The following is a 19,643-nucleotide window of genomic DNA, read 5'->3' on the forward strand; positions in this document are numbered from 1 at the left end:
AATAGAAGGGATGATATATAATGACTGACAGAATAATATATTTTGGACCTTTCAATAATAGCAAGAAGTATGATTTAGTACAAAAAACCATGGAAAGTTTAAAAAAAGGAGAAGGTCATAGATTTTATTATTTACTTCCTAATGGAGAATTACTTGCAAAGTATAGAATGAAATTTATTGATGAAGTAGAGCAAAGTTTTGAAATCAATCTTTTTACCTTTGATGATATAGTAAATGAGATATTAAATGATAATATTGACTTAACTATTAATGAATTTGCTAAAGATATAATCATAAAAAATTCAATACTTAAATTGTATAAAAAAGAAAAGATTGTATATTTTAGAGATGCTATTTCTATGGACGGATTTATTGAAAGTTTAGGGTATATAATAGGTGAAATCAAAAGGTCATTGATTCATCCAAAGGACTATATTGAAACCTGTCCTGATTCAGCCTGTTTTCAAGAAATAGGACTTATTTATTCTGAATATGAAAGGGAACTTAAAAGATTAAATTTAATAGATAGAGAAAGTTCATATTTTAAAGCAATCGAAAAATTAAAAGCTGATGGAAATTATTTTGAAAGTTTGGATTTTATAATTATAGATGAATTTTATGATTTTAGACCTATAGAGATGGAGATATTGAAAGAGATATGTAAGACTAATATAGATATATATATAAATATTCCTTTTCAGACAAAAGCAAATATGTCTAGTATCAATAAAACTATTACTAATTTACAATCTATAGGTTTTAAAAAACAATATGTAGAGAAAAAAGAATTCAATATATTTGAAACCATAGGACAAAATTTGTTCAGTGAAGAAACACTAAAATTTGAATATAATAATAAACTGACTTTAATAAAATCACCTTCTATTTATTTGGAATTTAAAAGAATTTTTCAGGAAATAAAAAGCCTTAGGAAAGCTGGAATGGATTTATCTAAGATTGCAATTATATTGTTAAATAATGATTATAAAGATACATTATTTCAAGTAGCACAAGAGGAAAATCTCCCAATAAACTTACAAATAGAAACTGCACTAAAAGAAATTCCTTTAATTAAAGAGTTTTTAAATATATTTGGGCTTATGATAAAAAAAGGAGATAGAGGAAGTATAATAAATAGGATTAAATCCAATTATTTTACTATTATAGATAAATCATATAAAGACGAAATGGAATTTGCTTTAAAAAATATTAAATTTGATAATATATTTGAATTAAACAAGATTTTAGAAGAAGAAAATAGTTTAAATATATCCATGAACAATATAGATACGCTCAAAAATGTATTAAATCTTATCTTAAGTGAAATGAATAAAATTCTATATAAGGATTCAATAAATAACTATAATAAAATATTCTTTGAAATAATAGATAGCTACAATATAGATAATAAAATAAAAGATATATATGCTACCTATAAAGATTATGATATTTTCTATCGAGATACTTTAGCTTTAGAGAAATTAAAAGAAATCATAGAGAAAATGAATCAAATATCTATGATTATAGAAGAAATTTCAATTGAGGATTATTATTTGGGAATTACAAAGCTATTAGAGGATGAAAGAATTTTAAAACAAAATAAGAATTCAAAGGGTATAAAAATATTAAATCCCATAAACAGTAGAGGTTTTCAGCATGATATTATTTTTGTAACAGGATTATCAGGAGAGTATTATCCACTTTTACAGGAAAATAATTTTTTGCTCAATGATAGAAATTATATCGATTTACTAAAAATCAAATTAGATTATAAAAATTACTTAGAGAGATTAAACAACGAATCGGTAAAATTTGCTTCTTTAATTGCTTCATGTAAAGAGAAACTTTATTTATCTTATAGTGAAGGATTAAATGAAGATAGTATACCTTCAATTTTTTTAGATGAAATAATAAATATGTTTAATGGAGAACAATTGGAAGAAAAGTTTCAAATTATAAATCTAAGTTTAAATTATTTATTTAAAGATCATATAAAGGATATAACTACAATAGATGAATTGTCTAATTACCTAATACTTAACCATTATGAAAATTTATCAGAAGAAACAAAGGAGTATTATAGGTTTCACAATATGGCAAATAAGGACAAGCTTAAGATTATAAATAATAAAATTATTTGTGAATATAAAAGAAATAGTAAATCTTTTAATGAATATAAGGGGCTAATAACAGAGGATATAATAAACGAAGATATAAAGTCATTTAATAAAAATAATATATATTCTAACACCTATCTTGAATCCTATAACAAATGTCCTTATGCTTTTTTACTTCAAAGAGTTTTGAATATAGAAAAACATGAGAATGATTCTGAAGAATATAGTAATATAGATATAGGGAATGTTTATCATGAGGTTTTGAGACATTATTATAATATATATAAAGAGGATTTAAAGGAATCTATAGAAGATAATATAAGTTTTGTATTTGAAGATACAATAGATACATTAAAGGAGTTAGTAGAAAGATATTCTACTGGAATAGGCTTAAATAAGCAATATAAAAAGGATTTATTAATAGTAGAAAATATCTTTGATAGATTGATGAATTTTATAAAAAACGATATAGAACGATTATTTAATTCAAAAGAAAAATTAATTCCCTATGAATTTGAATTGGAATTCGGAAGATATGGAGACTTTTCATTGCAGACTAATAAAGGAGAAATAAAAATAAGGGGAAAGATTGATAGAATTGACAAAGTTCTAGGAGAAGAGAAATATGTAATTATGGACTATAAAAGTAGCACCTATGGAATCTATGATATAGACCATATGTCAAATGGTTTGTCACTTCAGTTGCCAATATATATAATGTCTCAGAAAAACAAAGATATAGTTGCTGGAATATATGGTATAGTTTCCAATGGTGAGTTTCAAACTAAATTAGGCAAAATTGAAGAAACAAAATTAATAACTAAGAAACATAAAGGAGCTTTAGATAATAATCAATGGAATGAATTACTGGAAATTACAAAGTCTAATATACAACAGACAATAGATAGAATAAACAGTGGAGATTTTTCCATAAATCCTTTGGAATGTTCATCCTATTGTATATATAAGGATATTTGCAGATATGAAAATGTATTGGAGGTGGAGTGATGACAATAGATCCACAGCAAATAGCTATAAAAACCATAGAGAAAAACGTAGCTGTAAATGCAGGGGCAGGTACAGGAAAAACTAAAGTGCTGACAGAAAGGTTTATACATATATTAGAATATGGAAACCTAGAGGAAAATAAAGAAATAGAATCCATAGTGGCAATTACATTTACTAAAAAAGCTACTCAAGAAATGATAGATAGAATTAGAAAAGAAATAAGAAAAAACTTTTATAGGGGAAATGTGTGGAGGAAGTATTATAGAGATATGGAAAAGGCAAATATTTCCACCATCCATAGTTTTTGTGCAAAGATATTGAGGGAAAACCCTATTGAAGCAAATATAGACCCATTATTTGAGGTATTAGAAAATTATGAATCTATGAGTCTCTTAAATAAAACAATACAAGATGTATTGAATAGAGGCTTGGAAAATAATAAGGGAGTATATGAATTACTAAGAATATTTAAAAAGAACAATATAAGCTTCTTAATTGATGATTTTTATCAGCTTTATAATAAGGCTAGAACCATAGGACTAACTTTCAAAGACTTAAAACAAAAAACTTTAGAATATATAAATTCCTTGGAGTTTGAAAAAGAGGATATTTCATTTATAAAAGATAAGTTTATATATTTAATGGAAAAATTGCCTAAAAACTCAAAGATATTTAAGCTGCAAACAGATTTAAATTGGATTAAATTTAAAGACAATCATTATTTAGATGAGGAATTACCTAGCTTATTGGCATATCTATATGAAAACATAGGTACAAGCTCTAAGGAAACTGAAAATATAGATATGTTAAAATCATCTATAGAAAAGTCTTTACTAGGATGTGAAAAATACAATATTCATATCTATATGATTATATTAGATTTGCTTATGGATATTGATAAGGAATATGAGTCAAAAAAGAAAGAAATTAAAGCCTTAGACTATGATGATTTACAAATAAAAGTTTTGGATTTATTAGAAAATACCTATATTAGAAATAAATACCAAGAAATATATAAATATATTATGATAGACGAGTTTCAAGATACGAATGAGTTGCAAAAAAAGATATTCTATAAACTAGCTACAGTAAATGAAAAACTAGACAGGTCTAATTTATTTGTAGTAGGAGATCCAAAACAATCTATTTATGGCTTTAGGGGTGCAGATTTAGAAGTTTTTTATGATGTAATGTTAGATATTCAGGAAGTCTCTAAAGAGGAAATAATTACATTACAAAAAAATTATAGAACTGTAGAAACTGTATTGAAATTTATCAATAGTATATTTAGTAAACTAATGACAAATAAGTATACAGAGCTAAAAGAATTTCATAAATCAAAAAACTCCATAGATGTAGAAATCTTGGAAAAAGAAGATTTAGAAGTACCGGATAATCAAAGTCCTAGTAATTATCATAGACATTATGAAGCACAATTAATAGCAAAGCGAATAAAGGAATTAGTATTACAAGGAAAATATAAATATGGTGATTTTGCTATGCTCTTTAGAGCAACTACTAGAAATCATATTTATGAAGAAGCCTTAAAAAACTTTGGAGTACCCTTTTATAATTTAGGTGGAAAAAGGTTTTTTTTACAGCAGGAGGTATTGGATTTAATTAATGGTTTAAAATCCATAGGAAATCCATTTGATACCATAGCAACCATAGGTTTTTTAAGATCTCCTATGATAGGGCTTACAGATAAAACTATATATTGGATACTAAGAAATAAGAAGACAACAGTATATAATGCTATGGTAAATATTGATTATGATGAAAAAATAAATGATGAAGAAGAAAAAATCAAAGAAGCCATAAACATCATGGATTACCTATATAATATAAGAGATTTGTATGGACTAACTAAGTTATTAGATGAATTGATTTCAAAAACATATTTTATAGAAACATTACTTTTAAAACAAGGTGGAAAACAATGTATTGCAAATATTTATAAGTTTAAAGATATGGCAAAAAAATATGAATTGAACTTTAGAGGAACAGTAACAGATTTCATTGATTACTTAGAAGAAATTAAAACTAGAGATGAAGAAGAAGGAAAAATAGAATCAGAAGATGCTGATGTAGTTAAGATACTGACTATACATAAATCTAAAGGACTTCAGTTTCCAGTGGTGATAATCCCAGAAATGGCTAATTCCAACGGTGGGACTTATCCAAATATGTTATTTCACAAGGAAGTAGGTATAGGGGTTCAATTAGAAAATAATAGAGCATTATACGATAATATAAGAAAAGAATTATATAAAAAGGATAAAGAAGAAACAGAAAGAATTTTATATGTTGCTATGACTAGAGCAGAAAAGATGCTTATTTTAGGCAGTCAAGGAAAAGACAGTGGATTTAAAAAACTTATAAAGGACTTTATAAATCCTACAGAATGTAAAATTATATCTGAAGTCCATGTTCCAAGTGAGGAATATATTCCAGTTAGATTAATAAATAATGAATTAGTGAATCAAGATAGTATTACAGATATGGAGTTACCTTTATTATTTAAAGATACTAACTATCCTAAGGATACCATAGATAGATATAATATAACTCAGTATCTTACATTCTTAGATTGCAATAGAAAGTTTTATTTTGATTATTATAGAAAGTTATCTCACATAGGGCTAGAGTTAAGGACTGAAAAAGAACAGCTTATTAGTAGTATTCAAAAAGGAAATATTATTCATAAATTTTGCCAGTACTATAAATTGAATATGGATGTAGAGGAATTGTTGCAAAATATATGCAAATCCTTTGGAATATATTATACTTCTTCTATATATGAAGAATTAAAGCCTTATATCGAAAATTATTTAAAACTGTACAATGAGGATTATGATAAAACCTTTATAGAAAAAACTTTTTATTTAAAGTTAAAGGACAAATATATAACAGGAGTAATAGATAGGATAAATATTAAAGGACAAAAAGCAGAAATAATTGATTACAAAACAAATAAGGTAATAAATAAACATTCTCTTATGGAATACTATAAGCCACAACTACAACTATACTCATATGTTGTTAAAAATATAATGGATATAGAAATCCATAAGACTAAGATAATATTTTTAGAGAATGGAGAATCTATAGATATTCCAGTAGATGATAATAGTCTAAGAGAAAATATATATTGGATTGAAAGGTTTATGGACTTTACGTCTAGGAAGGAAAGTATATATGATTATGAAAAAAGTAATAGATGTCCAAGTTATTGTAAATATAAAGGTATTTGTGATTTGGAATAATGTATTTTTATTTGGTACATTTTTAGTGGAGGGATAATAGGTGATAATAGGAATCTTTTTTATATTAATTAGTGGATTTATTTATATAAAAGAAAAATATAACGTAGTTACAATAGAGGGAGAAAGAGTTTTTAACAAAAAAATAGATATAATACAAGATGGAAGATATAGGTATAGTATTCTCATAAGTATATTATCATTTATATTAGGAATTTTTAGTATATTAAGTTCAATTATATATTAAGGTGATTGATATGATAAAAAAAATAATAAATTTTATATTAGTATTTATAATAATTTTAATTCCAAGTAAGATATTTGCTGAACCTATTAAATCGATTTTAATACTAGTTGATGAGCTTAAAATAGAAACAATAGAAAATTTAGAATTAGACAAACTTAGTCTAGGATTTATAAATTTAAAAACTAGACCTCCCTACTCGGAGGAAGGTCTATATCTATCAGCTAATACAGGAAAAAAGTTAACTGTAAAAGACCTTGGGAAAAAAAGTATAAATTTAGAATATCTAGGAGATGTATTGAAAAAAGAAAAAACATCCTATATTGGAAATGGAAAGGGAGCACTTTTAATTTCTAATAAAGATAGGATTGTTGATTATGAAGAAAATTCTATTGTTTATAATTTGGATTGGCTAAGGAAAGTTACAGATAAATTTTTAGATAAATCCAATATATTGTTGTTGGAGTATGATATTCAAGAAGAAAAAAATAATGTGGAGATTCTAAAAAGATACTTAACTGAATATAAGGATAATCAGATAATTATATTGCCTAAAAAAGTAGCAGAGAAGGATAAGTATTTATTAAACAAATATCTGGTTCCGATAATATATATTGATGGAGAAAATAATGGGCTATTAACAAGTAATTCCACTAAAAGAGAAGGATTTATTGCAATAGAAGATATTTCTGTTCAATTGAAAAACACCTATGGATATGCGAAAAAAGTCAATATAGGAAAACCATTTAAGTTTCTAGAAGTAGAGAATCCTATAAAAGAGATAAATAAACTATATAGAATAAATATGAATCTACTTATTAGTGCTTATTTATTCCATGGAATCACCTATTTGTCAATTATACTATTGTGTATTTCAATAATGAAATCCAATAAGGTAAATAACAAATTATATTTTTTCTATTCATTTATATCTGTAAATATTCTAATATCATTAGTATTAGGACTATTTAAGTTAAATCAAAGCATTGTTATTTATTTAATCCTTAGTATGCTGATTTCATATATAATCACAAAATTAATTATAAAAAAAGAATTAAATTTTGTGAAAACAATAAGTAGTTTCACCTATATATTTGTAGTTTTAGGAACTATGTTATATCCAAATATGATTTATAATTCTTATATTGGATTCAACAATCTAGTATATGGTGCAAGATATTATGGTTTGAATAATGGAATAATGGGAGTATTACTGGCTACTTCCATATTATTTTTCTTTAGTATGACTAAGGATATAAAAAATATAAATTTTAAAAGAGTTATAGGTGTAATTATATTTGTAGTTAATATGATTACTTTGTCTACTCATTTTGGTGCTAATACAGGTGGGTTTATAACTTCAGTTTCATTATTTGGATTTATGATTTATATTATGTTTTTTTCCAAGAAAAATGGAATAAAAGAGATACTTATATTTCTATTAATAGGATTATTTATATTTGGAATAAATATGTTTTTTGATATTCTTAGGGAAGATAATACCCATGCAATAAGTTTCTTTTATAGAATAAAAGAAAATGGAATAAGTGAATTTATATCTATGGCATCATTTAAGGCAAAAGAATTGATGAAACTAACATTAACTCCTCCATTTTCCCTTGCCATTATAGCCGAGATTATTATATTTAAAAAACTATATAAATATATAATATCTAATAAAAGTTTAAAAGAAAAAGCAATAATAGTATTGCTTACTTCCATTATAGGCTTTTTGATAAATGATACAGGGGTTATAACTTTTATTTATATGAATTATTATTTAATTTTAGATATAATTAGTAATAGGTTAGAATGGGATTGTTGAAAAAAAATACAAAATATAATATAATATTCGTGACACGAAATATTCTTAAAATTAAACAAGGAGGAGAAGAAATTTGCTTAAACGATTTATATCATATTACAAACCACATAAAAGACTATTCTTCATAGATATGTTTTTTGCATTTCTTATATCTGTATCGGATTTAATCTTTCCGGTTTTTACAAGAAAAATGATTAATGAAATTATTCCAAATGGAAGAATGGACCTTTTAATTAGATGGACTATTATAATGTCCTTATTATTTGTTCTTAGATATATTAGCAATTATATTGTAGCTTATTGGGGACATTTACTGGGAGTAAGGATAGAGCACGATATGAGGGGAGATATATTTTCTCATTTACAAACATTGCCTTTTAGTTATTTTGATAACAATAAAACAGGTCATATTATGTCTAGAATAGTTAATGATTTACGAGATATAACTGAATTGGCACATCATGGGCCAGAGGACTTATTTATATCCTTAGTCATGTTATTAGGCTCTTTTATTGTGTTGATTAGAATTGAGTGGAGACTTACTTTGGTATTATATGCGTCTATACCAATTATTATATGGTTTGTTATATCTAAAAGAAATAAAATGTCAAATTCTTTTAGGGAAGTTAGAAAGAAAATAGCAAATGTTAATTCCCAGTTAGAAAATAGCATTTCAGGAGTTAGAGTTGCGAAATCTTTTACTAATGAGGATTATGAGATTGAAAAATTTAATAGAGGAAATCTTGAATTTAGTGATGCTAGAAAAGGCTCCTATAAGGTTATGGCTGAGTTTGAAGCAGGAATAGGAATAATGGCTAGTATTCTTAATCTATTGGTTATAAGTTTAGGAGGATATTTTGTATATAGAGACATAATTAATTTTGGAGACCTTTTCTCTTTCTCTCTTTACGTTAATTTCTTTATGCAGCCAATTAGAAGACTGTCACAATTTGCACAACAGTTGCAAGAAGGAATGACTGGCTTTGAAAGATTTATTGAGATTATGGACATTAAATCAGATATAACTGATAAGGAAAATGCCTTAGAATTAAATGATATAAGCGGAAAAATTAGATTTAAAGATGTTTCATTTAGTTATAATAATGGAAAACATACAGTACTTTCTAATTTAAACTTAGATATAGAACCTGGTAAGACTGTGGCATTAGTTGGACCATCAGGGGCAGGTAAGACAACTTTATGTCATCTGATTCCAAGATTTTATGAAACAAATAGTGGTGAAATTCTTTTAGATGATATTGATATTAAAGATATACAAATAAAATCTTTAAGAAAAAATATTGGACTTGTACAGCAAGATGTATTCTTATTTACTGGTACAATTAGAGATAATATAGTTTATGGAAATCCTGATGCTAGTGATGAAGATATAATAAAAGCAGCTAAAAAAGCTAGGATACATGAATATATTATGTCTCTACCAGAAAGATATAATACTTTTATAGGTGAAAAAGGTGTTAAATTATCTGGAGGACAAAAACAGAGAATTTCAATTGCAAGGTTATTTTTGAAAAATCCGCCAATACTAATATTGGATGAGGCCACTTCAGCTCTTGATAATGAAACTGAAATTATGATACAAAAATCTTTAGAGGAATTATCCCAAGGAAGAACTACTTTAGTTATTGCCCATAGATTATCAACCATAAAAAACGCAGATGAAATTTTGGTATTAACAGGAGAAGGCATTGTTGAAAAGGGAAATCATGAAGAATTATTGGAAAAAGATGAATTATATGCTAAGTTATATAAATCACAATTTAAGAGTTTATTGCAGTAATAAGTAGCAAAAATACCTCTCCTTTCATAATATAATTAGAGGAATAAGAAAGGGGAGGTGTTTTTATGTCTTATGATTATCCAGAACTATATTATAGAATATATCCTAAAGTCATATCAAGAGTGGATGAACATTTAAGTGGAAACTATTCTATGGAAGAAATTACAAAGGAACAAATGGAGAAAATGGTAGATGATATATATATAAAGATGGTTGAAGAATGTCCAGAGATACATGAAGATCCATATGAAAGAAGACATAGAGGAAGATATAGGGGAATGCAAAATATCTTTTATGGAAGAAGCAGAATTGTAAGGGATTTAATAACAATCCTTTTAATTTCTGAACTACTAAGAAGAAATCAAAGTTTTTATCCATTATAACAAAAGATTCGATGGAGCATTAAATATAGCCTTTGTTGAAGCTTTTTTAGAGAAAGTTCATTATTTATAAAGATAAAAAAGTAGAACTTTCCTATTGGTTATAAAAAAATACCCATTATAATAAATAGGCTGATTTCAGCCTATTTAGTTTTAAATTTTAAATTTTGGAAATATATAAGATAATGTAAGAGTTTTGTAACTAATTATTAAATTATTTGTAACCAATAGAATTAATAATTATTATATGCTAAAATTAGATTATAGGTATGACATAATGTAAAGGAGTGACATAAATGAAAAAAAGGAAAAAATCATTTACCATGAGAAAAATGAAAATCATTTTTTTAGCTATTATATTTTTTTTAATAGGGACTACATCTGTAAAGATTTTTAATAAATCGAACAATGCAGCTGTTGCCATAAGTGTGACAGATATTCTAAATATAATGGGTGAAAAAAATCCCATTAATCAAGCATTAGATGAGGAAATTAAACAAATTGAGGCAAAGGCTGAAGAAGATAAAAAAATTGCGGAAGAAAAAGCAAAAGAAGAAGAAAGAGCAAAGGCCAATGGAAAAGAGAATAAAAATACTAAGTTAGCTTATTTGACATTTGACGACGGTCCATCTAAATATGTAACAAACCAAATTTTAGATATTTTAGATGAATATGATATTAAAGCAACATTTTTTATTTTAGGCAAAATGGTTAATTCAAACCCAGATGTATTAAAGAGAATTCATGAGGATGGACACTCCATAGGACATCATTCTTATAGCCATAATTATAAATATATATATAAAGATACTAAAAATTTTTTAGGTGAAGTAGAATCAACGGAAAAGGCTTTGAAAAATGTCTTAGGTGAAGAATTTGAAACAAAACTATTGAGAATGCCAGGAGGGTCTTTTGAAAAACATAAACAGAAGTTTTTAAAGATGTTTGAAGAAATGGGATATAAAAACTATAATTGGAATTCATTAAATGGAGATGCAGAAGGTATAGGTTTATCAAAAGAAAAACTAGTAAATAGAGTGAAAGCCACAACAAAAGGGAAAAAAGAAGTAATTATATTAATGCATGATACAGATGCAAAACAAACAACTGTAGACGGACTGCCAGAAATAATAAATTACCTTATTAATGAAGGATATGAATTTAGAGCTTTAAGCCAAGAGTAAATTAAGGAAGGGATTTTAAATGAATAACTCAATTCTAATAATAGAAGATGAATCTTCCATAAGAAAATTTATAAAAATAAATCTTGAAAGAAATGGTTTTAACGTATTTGAAGCAGGAAGTGGTGAAGAGGGTATAAATATTGCTAGAAAAGAAAAACTAGATATAGTAGTTTTAGATATTATGCTTCCTGGAATAGATGGATTTCAAGTATGTAAGATTTTAAGAGAAGAATTTCCAAGACTGGGCATAATAATGCTTACAGCCAAAACTCAAGACATAGATAAAATTATGGGATTAGAGTATGGAACTGATGATTATATGACTAAGCCTTTTAATCCTACAGAATTAGTTTTAAGAGTAAAATCTTTAGGAAGAAGAATGGAGTCTATAGGAAATATAGATGTAAATAGTATATTAAGTTCTGCTCCTTTTAAAGTAGATATATATTCACGTAAGTTTTATAAAGATGATAAAGAAATAGAACTTACGCCTACAGAGTATGCCATAGCAAAGATATTTATAGAAAATCCAGGAAGAGCTTTTAAAAGGGATGAAATTTTAAATCAGGTTTGGGGATATGATTTTATAGGAGATTCTAAAATTGTAGATGTGAATATTAGACGACTTAGGGCTAAAATAGAAGACGATCCTAGTGAACCAATATTTATACAAACAGTTTGGGGAATTGGTTACAGATGGAAGGATAAAAGTTAGAGGTTGAATACATGAAAAAAAGTATAAAGACTAGATTAGTTAAAAACTTTATGTTGATTATTGTTATAACTGTGCTAATTTTAGAAATAGGACTTATTAATGGAGTCAGAACATATTATTATAGAAGTATTGAAGATATACTTAGCAATCAAATTGAGTTTTCTAGGGATTATTATTTAAGATATTTTTATTCTGATTCCCTGGAGGATATTATTATAGACGATGTAGATGTATTTTGGCAGCATACAAATGCAGAAGTTCAAATACTAAATCCAGAAGGAAAACTATTGATGGACTCTTTAGGTGTTGCAAATGATGACTCAAATTTATATCCTGATATAAAAGCAGCTATAAATGGAGATAAAGGAGTATGGACAGGCAAGGTTGACTATTATGATAATACAGTTATGTCTGTATCAACAGCACTAAAAGAGCAGGATAGAGTAATAGGGATTATTAGGTTTATTACATCTCTTAAAGAAACTGATAATACAATAAGATCTGTTTCTTTTTTGTTACTTAGTATGGGACTAGTAGTGGTTTTTATATCAGGTTTGGTAAGTGTGTTTTTAGCCAACTCCATAGTAAAACCCCTTAAAGAAGTAACAGATGTGGCAGAAAAAATGGCAGATGGACAGCTGAAGGTTAGAAGTCAAATAAAACTTCAAGATGAAATAGGTAAACTATCGGATACTTTGAATTATATGGCAGAAGAATTAATAAAAAAAGAACAAATTAAAAATGATTTTATATCATCTGTATCTCATGAACTGAGAACTCCATTAACATCAATAAAAGGATGGGCAATAACATTGAAATCTGAGGATTTTAATGAAAATGATATTATATTAGATGGTCTTGAGATTATAGAAAAAGAAAGTGATAGATTGACTACAATGGTAGAAGAACTTTTAGATTTTTCACGATTTGTTTCTGGAAGAATACAATTAGAAAAAGATGATTTTAAAATTGCCGACACTATTAATATAATAGGAAAGCAATTATATCCTAAGGCTATTAATAATAAGATACAATTTATTACCAATATTGATGAGAATTTAGGAACTATATTAGCTGATGAAAATAGAATAAAACAAGTCCTCATTAATATTTTGGACAATGCCTTTAAATTTACATCTGAAGGTGGAGTTGTAGTATTAAATGCTTTTACGGAGGATGATAATTTAGTATTAGAAGTAAAGGACAATGGTTCAGGTATCTCTGAAGAAGATTTACCAAAAGTAAAGGAAAAATTTTATAAAGGGAAAAATAGTCAGTCCCATAGTGGTATAGGATTATCCATATGTGATGAGATAATTAAGCTTCATAATGGAAACATGGATATATATTCAAGTATCAATGAAGGAACTTTAGTAAGAGTAACTTTGCCCTTAGGAGAGGTTAATAAATGAAAAAACTATATTTAATCATAATATCTATAATCTTAATTTCTTTGTTAAGCTCATGTAGTATTAGTAAGTTTGAAACTAAAGATAAAATAAAAGCACCAGAAAATAAATTACCACCACTATTAGGTAAATGGGCCATAGAAAAAATCATAGATGAAAATGAAGAAGTATCTACAATGGATAAGGAAGCTTTATTTCACGAATCAGCAGTTGTCATAGGAGAAAATTATGCTTTAAATCCTGTTTATAAATTAAAGAATGTAAATCTTTCCGACTATTTATTATATAAATATAAAATGAGTCCTGAAGACTTAGGACTTAAAGAGGGAGAAGTTCAGATAATAACAGTATTTAGTAACAATCAGTTTTTTAATGAATTTATAAAATATAATGATGATGAAATTGTAAGTTTTATCCAAGATAAATTTTATTTTTTTAAGAAGTCTGTAGATAAAATAAGTAAGGAAGAAATCCATAGATATATAAATGTCGAAAACAGTATAATGCGAACTTCAAATATAGAAGAAGTGGATACTTTACGATCAGGAATTCTTTTGGGAATTAAATCCCATTTCTATGATGAAGAAAGTCAAAAAGACAACTGGAGTTATAAGACTCTTTGGATTAGGACAAATAATCGTAATACAGCATCTATATATGAATTAAAAGACTTATTGCTTCCTAGAAAAAAAGGATTTTGGTTAGTTAATGTAAATAGAGAAAATAATAATGGAGCTATTAATGATAAAATAAATGCAGTACAAAAAGGAAAGTTTAAAGAGGAGATAAATGACGAATCTTTTTACTCATTTAGAACAGCAAAAATTTCTAATGATACTAATGTTATAAAGCCTTCAATACTGAAAAATATTTTATATGTGGGAAATGACTATATATCTACAGAAACCATAGAGATATTAAGTAATAAAAAGACTATACAAGTATATCCAATAGATTCTTTAAATGATGAAAAAGCTATTAAGATTTCAGATGTAATAGGAGAAGATGGATTAAAGACATTTATAGAAGGTGCACAGGGTATAATCAAAGCTAATTCTAATATAGGGTTAAATGAAGAAAGTTTTGGTCTATCTAGAAGAAATGGATATTGGATTATGAAGGGAAGAATAAACTATATAAGTGGTGATGAAGAATTATATAAGGATTATAATATAAAAACTATTCCACCAAAAGAGTTAGTGAACTATGATAATCTGATTATTCCATGGAATATAATAAAATCCAAGGTTCCTGAAGCTATAGATGCCTTTACATCCCCCAATGAAGATATAATTCTTATTGTTACAAGAAACAATATATTAATATATGGAATTCATGATCATGATATATCTCAAAAGGAAATAGGAAAAATTAAGTTGAATAGTTCAGATAGTGTAGTCATGGCAGAATGGGCAATAGGAAGATATACCATGATTTGGGAAGATGAGGTTATAAAAAATGGAGCAGAGAATATTTATCCTTAATTTAAATAAAGGATAAATATTCTCCTTTATAATTAATAGGAATGTTTTACTTTTTTATAAGAGTTAATTTTTCTGTTCTTGAAAGTTGTTTTATGGCATATTCTCTTTTTTGAGCCTCAATTTTATTATCAAATTCTTCAAAATATACTAGTTTAACAGGAGTTCTGCCACGAGTATATTTTGCAGCCTTTCCTAAATTATGTTTATGAATTCTTTTATCTAAGTCCACAGTCCAACCAGTATAAAGTGTATTGTCTTTACATTTCAGTATATATACATAGCACAAATTATTTCACCTATCTTTAAGGGCTTCTTTCATTACCTTAGAAATAGTATCATAAGAGTATCCTTTTCGTTGTAAGAAGCCACTAAGTTTTCTATAAATAGAATTTTTGTCATGGTTTTTATAAGAATTTAATTTCTTCATTGCCAGTTCTAAAGCTATATCATATTGTTCATCTTTATCTAGAATTAAAACATCTTCTATAATTTCCTTGGGAATACCTTTTAAGATTAGTTCATATTTTATTCTTTCAGGACCCAACTTATTAAGATTTACTTTGTCATGAACGAAAGCTTCTGCAAAGGCTTTATCATTGATATAATTATTTTCCTTACAATAGGCAATGGCATTATTTATATAAAAGTCTTCAAAATTTTTACGTTTCAATGCCATATAGATTTCTTTTTCAGATCTTAGCCTATAAGATAATAAATTAAGTGCATGACTTGTTACTTTATTCTGCTCTTCGGCTTTAAGAATTTCTTTAATAAATTCATCAGTTACTTCCATCCCAACCTCTAAGTGATATTTAAACCTTAACTCCTCTTCTATACCTATGGAGAAAATATTATCCACATATATATTGACTCTATTCTTATTTCTTTGGGGTTCAATATTAGTAATTTTCATAGTTACCTCTTTCGTTAAATCTAAGTATTTTATTATATTATATCATAAAGTAGAATTTGAAAGAAATTTTATCTGAATCATTGATTAATTAATATATATATGCCTAATAATAGTAATAATTATTTAAATGCTATAATTTGAAAATCATTCACATTAGACTAAGTTTGTGATAACATAATTAGGTATAAAGAATTTTGGAGGAATGAGAATGTATAATATATTGGCTATATTGTTTAAATATATATTTATTATAATCATATATTTATTTATTTTTAGTATTATAAGACTTATATATTTAGATATAAGAAGTATGGAAGGAATATCTTCAGATAATAGGGTGTATTTAAAGTTAATCAATAGGAAAGAGTCCTTGCCATATAAAATCAAGGAGTACTATTCCATTGATAAAAATATAACTCTAGGCAGAAATAATCAAAATAATATTGTAGTAAAAGATCCATTTATATCTAAAAAACATTTTCAAATAATAGAAGATGAGGGAGAATATTATCTTGAGGATTTAAATAGTGCAAATGGTACACATTTAAATGGAGATAAAATATTTGATGCAATGCAATTAGAAGATGGAGATATTATTAGGGCGGGACAAATAGAGTTTTTGTTTGTAAATAGATGATAGGAGAATATTATGTCAAAAAAAGGAATCAGACCAAAGTCACCGAGAAACTTATTATTCGTTTTTGAAATTTTAGCATTATTATTATTATTTGTCTATGAAGGAGACAAAATAGATAGACTAACTTTAGGCACAGGTATTGGTTTAGTTATTATAATATATTTATCAAATTATATATTAACTAAGATTTCCTATGGAGATAATTACATATTTTTAATTGTTACTATGCTTATATCCATAGGAATAGTTATGATATATAGGATTGATTCAAGTCTTGGGATAAAACAGCTGATATGGTTATCCATAGGGATATTTTTATTTTTCTTAACCTACTTTATTTTAAAGTATATTAGAGGTTGGAAAAACTTCATATATCTTTATATAATTGCTTCATACATTTTGTTTTTTATTACCTTTGTATTTGGAAGCAGAAAAGGTGGAGCTATAAACTGGGTTAGTTTTGGTGGAATTGCCTTTCAGCCTGCTGAGATTACCAAACTTTTAGTAATATTCATACTAGCCTCTTACTACTCTGATACTTCTAGATGGAAAGAGTTAAAATATGGTCCTTATTATTTAATGGGAATTATATATTCCTTTATTTTATTACTATTTTTACAAAGAGATTTAGGTACGGCTTTAGTGTTTTATGGAATATTTATTATGATTCAGTTTATCTATGAAGAAGATAGAAAACTTGTATTATATAATATAGGATTATTTGCCATAGGCGGCATATTAGGATATACACTATTTGACCATGTTAAAATTAGATTTCAAGCTTGGTTGAATCCTTGGAAATATATAGAAAGACAAGGGTATCAAATAACTCAATCTTTATTTGCCATTGCTGAAGGAGGATTTTTTGGCAGAGGTTTAGGATTAGGGTATCCTGATTTTATTCCAGTAGTATATACAGATTTTATTTTTTCTGCTATATGTGAAGAAATGGGGGTATTCACTGGAATAGGTATAATAATGTTATTCATGATTCTTGTATATAGGGGATTTAAAATAGCCATTTCTCAAGAAAGTCTATTTTATAAAATACTGGCTTTAGGTATTAGTATTTTATTTGGAATTCAATCCTTTATTATTTTAGGTGGAGTTTTAAAGATGATACCACTGACAGGACTGACTTTACCTTTTGTTAGTTATGGGGGGAGTTCTATATTATCTAGTTTTATTGCCCTTGGAGTTCTACAAATATGCTCTGAAGAAATAAAGATAAAGGAGGAATTTGATGAACAAAGAGACTAAAAGAATAATAGTTGTATTAGTTGGGTTTTGCCTAATGTTTATTAGTTTAATAGTATATATAAGCTATTTTCAAGTATTTAAGGCAGAGGCAGTAAAAAACAACAGTTATAATAAAAGACTATGGATCAATGAAGAATCCATACTTAGGGGGTCTATCTTAGATAGAAATCATAAGGTCTTAGCCTATAGTGAAAAAAAAGATGATTTATATAAAAGATACTATCCTTATGGCAGATTGTATAGTCATATAATAGGATATAGTTATCGTGAGTATGGAAAAGTAGGTTTAGAGCTTCAATATAATAATGCTCTTTTAAATATAAATGAAAATGCAGCTATCAATGAAATAAAAAATTTAGTTATACCTACTACTGAGGGAAATAATCTAAGACTAACTATAGATCATGAATTACAAAATAAGGCCAGAGGATTGTTAAAAGGGAAGAAAGGCTCTATTGTTGCAATGAATCCTGTTACTGGTGAAATATATGCAATGGTCAGCCTCCCAGATTTTGATGTTTCAAATTTGAAGGAAGATTGGAAAGAAATATCGGAAAATCCAAATAGTCCTTTAGTAAATAGAGCTACTCAAGGATTATATGCTCCAGGCTCTACTTTTAAGATTTTAACTACTGTTGCAGCTTTAGGAACACCAAATTTAGATAAAGATTACGATTGTGTGGGAAGTACAAAGATTAATGGGTATATATTTAAAGACTATCAAGGGAAGGCTCATGGGCATATAGATTTAAAACAAGCATTGGTTAAATCATGTAATACTTATTTTACAGAGAAGTCTATTGAAATAGGAAAGGAAAAAATGGGAAATGTAGCAGATAAGTTTTTAATTAATGGTGATATTCCTTTTGACCTGCCTACTAAAAGCTCACAGTATCCTTATAAGGGTAATTTAGATAAAACAGATATTGCGGCCTCTGCCATAGGTCAAGGTAAAGTATTGGTAACTCCATTAAATATGGCATTAGTAGCTTCTGGTATTGCCAATGGGGGAGAAATAGTAAAGCCAATATTAGTAAAAGAGATAATATCTAAAAATGACAAAGTGATGAAATCCTATAATACTGAAGTATTATCTCAAGGTACAGATCCTATTACTGCAGAGAAAGTAAAAGAGATGATGGTAGAAGTAGTAAAATCAGGTACAGGAACAAATGCTAGAATTAAAAATATAGAAGTAGCAGGGAAAACAGGAACTGCTGAAAATGCAAGTGGAAAATCCCATGCTTGGTTTGTAGGATTTGCTCCAGCAAAAGAACCAAAAGTAGCTGTTGCAGTTATATTAGAAGAAGAAGGTTCAACAGGAGGTAAAACAGCAGCACCTATAGCAAGAGATATTATGATTCATGTAATAAATAATATCAAAGATTAAGGGAGGAGATTCA

At 26.7% G+C, this 19,643-nt stretch carries 15 protein-coding genes; 13 read left to right on the forward strand and 2 right to left on the reverse strand.

Features of this window, described 5'->3' with window-relative positions; all coding sequences use genetic code 11:
- Positions 1-20 precede the first annotated feature (20 nt).
- The 10 genes from FYJ83_RS12105 (at position 21) to FYJ83_RS12150 (ending at position 15,430) form a co-directional block, all read left to right on the forward strand.
- Positions 21-3,125, forward strand: coding sequence for a PD-(D/E)XK nuclease family protein (locus tag FYJ83_RS12105; RefSeq protein WP_154440839.1), 3,105 nt, complete (start codon positions 21-23; stop codon positions 3,123-3,125).
- On the forward strand, positions 3,125-6,391 hold the full coding sequence (locus tag FYJ83_RS12110; protein ID WP_154440840.1) for a UvrD-helicase domain-containing protein: 3,267 nt from the start codon (positions 3,125-3,127) through the stop codon (positions 6,389-6,391). The genes FYJ83_RS12105 and FYJ83_RS12110 overlap by 1 nt, the downstream gene beginning before the upstream one ends.
- Before the next feature lie 40 nt (positions 6,392-6,431).
- Complete coding sequence (locus tag FYJ83_RS12115) at positions 6,432-6,635, forward strand: hypothetical protein (RefSeq protein ID WP_154440841.1); 204 nt, start codon at positions 6,432-6,434, stop codon at positions 6,633-6,635.
- A gap of 10 nt (positions 6,636-6,645) precedes the next feature.
- Positions 6,646-8,457 carry a hypothetical protein gene (locus FYJ83_RS12120; RefSeq protein WP_154440842.1) on the forward strand — a complete coding sequence of 604 codons (1,812 nt, stop codon included), beginning with the start codon at positions 6,646-6,648 and terminating at the stop codon, positions 8,455-8,457.
- Positions 8,458-8,530: 73 nt separating this feature from the next.
- Entirely contained in the window at positions 8,531-10,258 is a 1,728-nt protein-coding gene (locus FYJ83_RS12125) for an ABC transporter ATP-binding protein (protein ID WP_154440843.1), read from the forward strand.
- A 65-nt stretch (positions 10,259-10,323) separates the two neighbouring features.
- On the forward strand, positions 10,324-10,641 hold the full coding sequence (locus FYJ83_RS12130; protein WP_154440844.1) for a hypothetical protein: 318 nt from the start codon (positions 10,324-10,326) through the stop codon (positions 10,639-10,641).
- Positions 10,642-10,934: 293 nt separating this feature from the next.
- Positions 10,935-11,822: a polysaccharide deacetylase family protein gene (locus FYJ83_RS12135; RefSeq protein ID WP_154440845.1), complete on the forward strand. Its 888-nt coding sequence runs from the start codon at positions 10,935-10,937 to the stop codon at positions 11,820-11,822.
- A 19-nt stretch (positions 11,823-11,841) separates the two neighbouring features.
- A complete protein-coding gene (locus FYJ83_RS12140; protein ID WP_154440846.1) occupies positions 11,842-12,537 on the forward strand; it encodes a response regulator transcription factor in 696 nt (231 codons plus the stop codon).
- Positions 12,538-12,548: 11 nt separating this feature from the next.
- Positions 12,549-13,949 carry a sensor histidine kinase gene (locus tag FYJ83_RS12145; protein WP_154440847.1) on the forward strand — a complete coding sequence of 467 codons (1,401 nt, stop codon included), beginning with the start codon at positions 12,549-12,551 and terminating at the stop codon, positions 13,947-13,949.
- Positions 13,946-15,430: a hypothetical protein gene (locus FYJ83_RS12150; RefSeq protein WP_154440848.1), complete on the forward strand. Its 1,485-nt coding sequence runs from the start codon at positions 13,946-13,948 to the stop codon at positions 15,428-15,430. Before FYJ83_RS12145 ends, FYJ83_RS12150 begins: the two co-directional genes overlap by 4 nt.
- 46 nt (positions 15,431-15,476) lie before the next feature.
- Here the strand turns inward: FYJ83_RS12150 and FYJ83_RS12155 are convergent, their stop codons facing one another.
- Together FYJ83_RS12155 and FYJ83_RS12160 are read right to left on the reverse strand one after the other, a co-directional pair.
- Positions 15,477-15,716 carry a GIY-YIG nuclease family protein gene (locus FYJ83_RS12155; RefSeq protein WP_154440849.1) on the reverse strand — a complete coding sequence of 80 codons (240 nt, stop codon included), beginning with the start codon at positions 15,714-15,716 and terminating at the stop codon, positions 15,477-15,479.
- A 6-nt stretch (positions 15,717-15,722) separates the two neighbouring features.
- Positions 15,723-16,343, reverse strand: a complete 621-nt coding sequence (locus FYJ83_RS12160) for a regulatory protein RecX (RefSeq protein WP_154440850.1) — start codon at positions 16,341-16,343, stop codon at positions 15,723-15,725.
- A 208-nt stretch (positions 16,344-16,551) separates the two neighbouring features.
- Here FYJ83_RS12160 and FYJ83_RS12165 point away from each other — a divergent pair, with 208 nt between their 5' ends.
- Genes FYJ83_RS12165 through FYJ83_RS12175 form a run of 3 tightly spaced genes read left to right on the forward strand, consistent with a single transcriptional unit; the run spans position 16,552 to position 19,630 of the window.
- Complete coding sequence (locus FYJ83_RS12165) at positions 16,552-16,980, forward strand: FHA domain-containing protein (protein ID WP_154440851.1); 429 nt, start codon at positions 16,552-16,554, stop codon at positions 16,978-16,980.
- Between the two features lie 12 nt (positions 16,981-16,992).
- Complete coding sequence (locus FYJ83_RS12170; protein ID WP_154440852.1) at positions 16,993-18,240, forward strand: FtsW/RodA/SpoVE family cell cycle protein; 1,248 nt, start codon at positions 16,993-16,995, stop codon at positions 18,238-18,240.
- A complete protein-coding gene (locus tag FYJ83_RS12175) occupies positions 18,224-19,630 on the forward strand; it encodes a peptidoglycan D,D-transpeptidase FtsI family protein (RefSeq protein WP_154440853.1) in 1,407 nt (468 codons plus the stop codon). The genes FYJ83_RS12170 and FYJ83_RS12175 overlap by 17 nt, the downstream gene beginning before the upstream one ends.
- Positions 19,631-19,643: the final 13 nt, after the last annotated feature.

Origin of the sequence: Tissierella pigra, from assembly GCF_009695605.1 — a bacterium.
GTDB lineage: Bacteria > Bacillota > Clostridia > Tissierellales > Tissierellaceae > Tissierella > Tissierella pigra.

Bases quoted from the DNA above. Each gene is read 5' to 3' on its own strand.
- FYJ83_RS12165 (WP_154440851.1), top strand. From the start codon at position 16,552: ATGTATAATATATTGGCTATATTGTTTAAATATATATTTATTATAATC.
- FYJ83_RS12160 (WP_154440850.1), bottom strand. From the start codon at position 16,343: ATGAAAATTACTAATATTGAACCCCAAAGAAATAAGAATAGAGTCAAT.
- FYJ83_RS12110 (WP_154440840.1), top strand. From the start codon at position 3,125: ATGACAATAGATCCACAGCAAATAGCTATAAAAACCATAGAGAAAAAC.
- FYJ83_RS12145 (WP_154440847.1), top strand. From the start codon at position 12,549: ATGAAAAAAAGTATAAAGACTAGATTAGTTAAAAACTTTATGTTGATT.
- FYJ83_RS12120 (WP_154440842.1), top strand. From the start codon at position 6,646: ATGATAAAAAAAATAATAAATTTTATATTAGTATTTATAATAATTTTA.
- FYJ83_RS12170 (WP_154440852.1), top strand. From the start codon at position 16,993: ATGTCAAAAAAAGGAATCAGACCAAAGTCACCGAGAAACTTATTATTC.
- FYJ83_RS12175 (WP_154440853.1), top strand. From the start codon at position 18,224: ATGAACAAAGAGACTAAAAGAATAATAGTTGTATTAGTTGGGTTTTGC.
- FYJ83_RS12135 (WP_154440845.1), top strand. From the start codon at position 10,935: ATGAAAAAAAGGAAAAAATCATTTACCATGAGAAAAATGAAAATCATT.
- FYJ83_RS12130 (WP_154440844.1), top strand. From the start codon at position 10,324: ATGTCTTATGATTATCCAGAACTATATTATAGAATATATCCTAAAGTC.
- FYJ83_RS12150 (WP_154440848.1), top strand. From the start codon at position 13,946: ATGAAAAAACTATATTTAATCATAATATCTATAATCTTAATTTCTTTG.
- FYJ83_RS12105 (WP_154440839.1), top strand. From the start codon at position 21: ATGACTGACAGAATAATATATTTTGGACCTTTCAATAATAGCAAGAAG.
- FYJ83_RS12140 (WP_154440846.1), top strand. From the start codon at position 11,842: ATGAATAACTCAATTCTAATAATAGAAGATGAATCTTCCATAAGAAAA.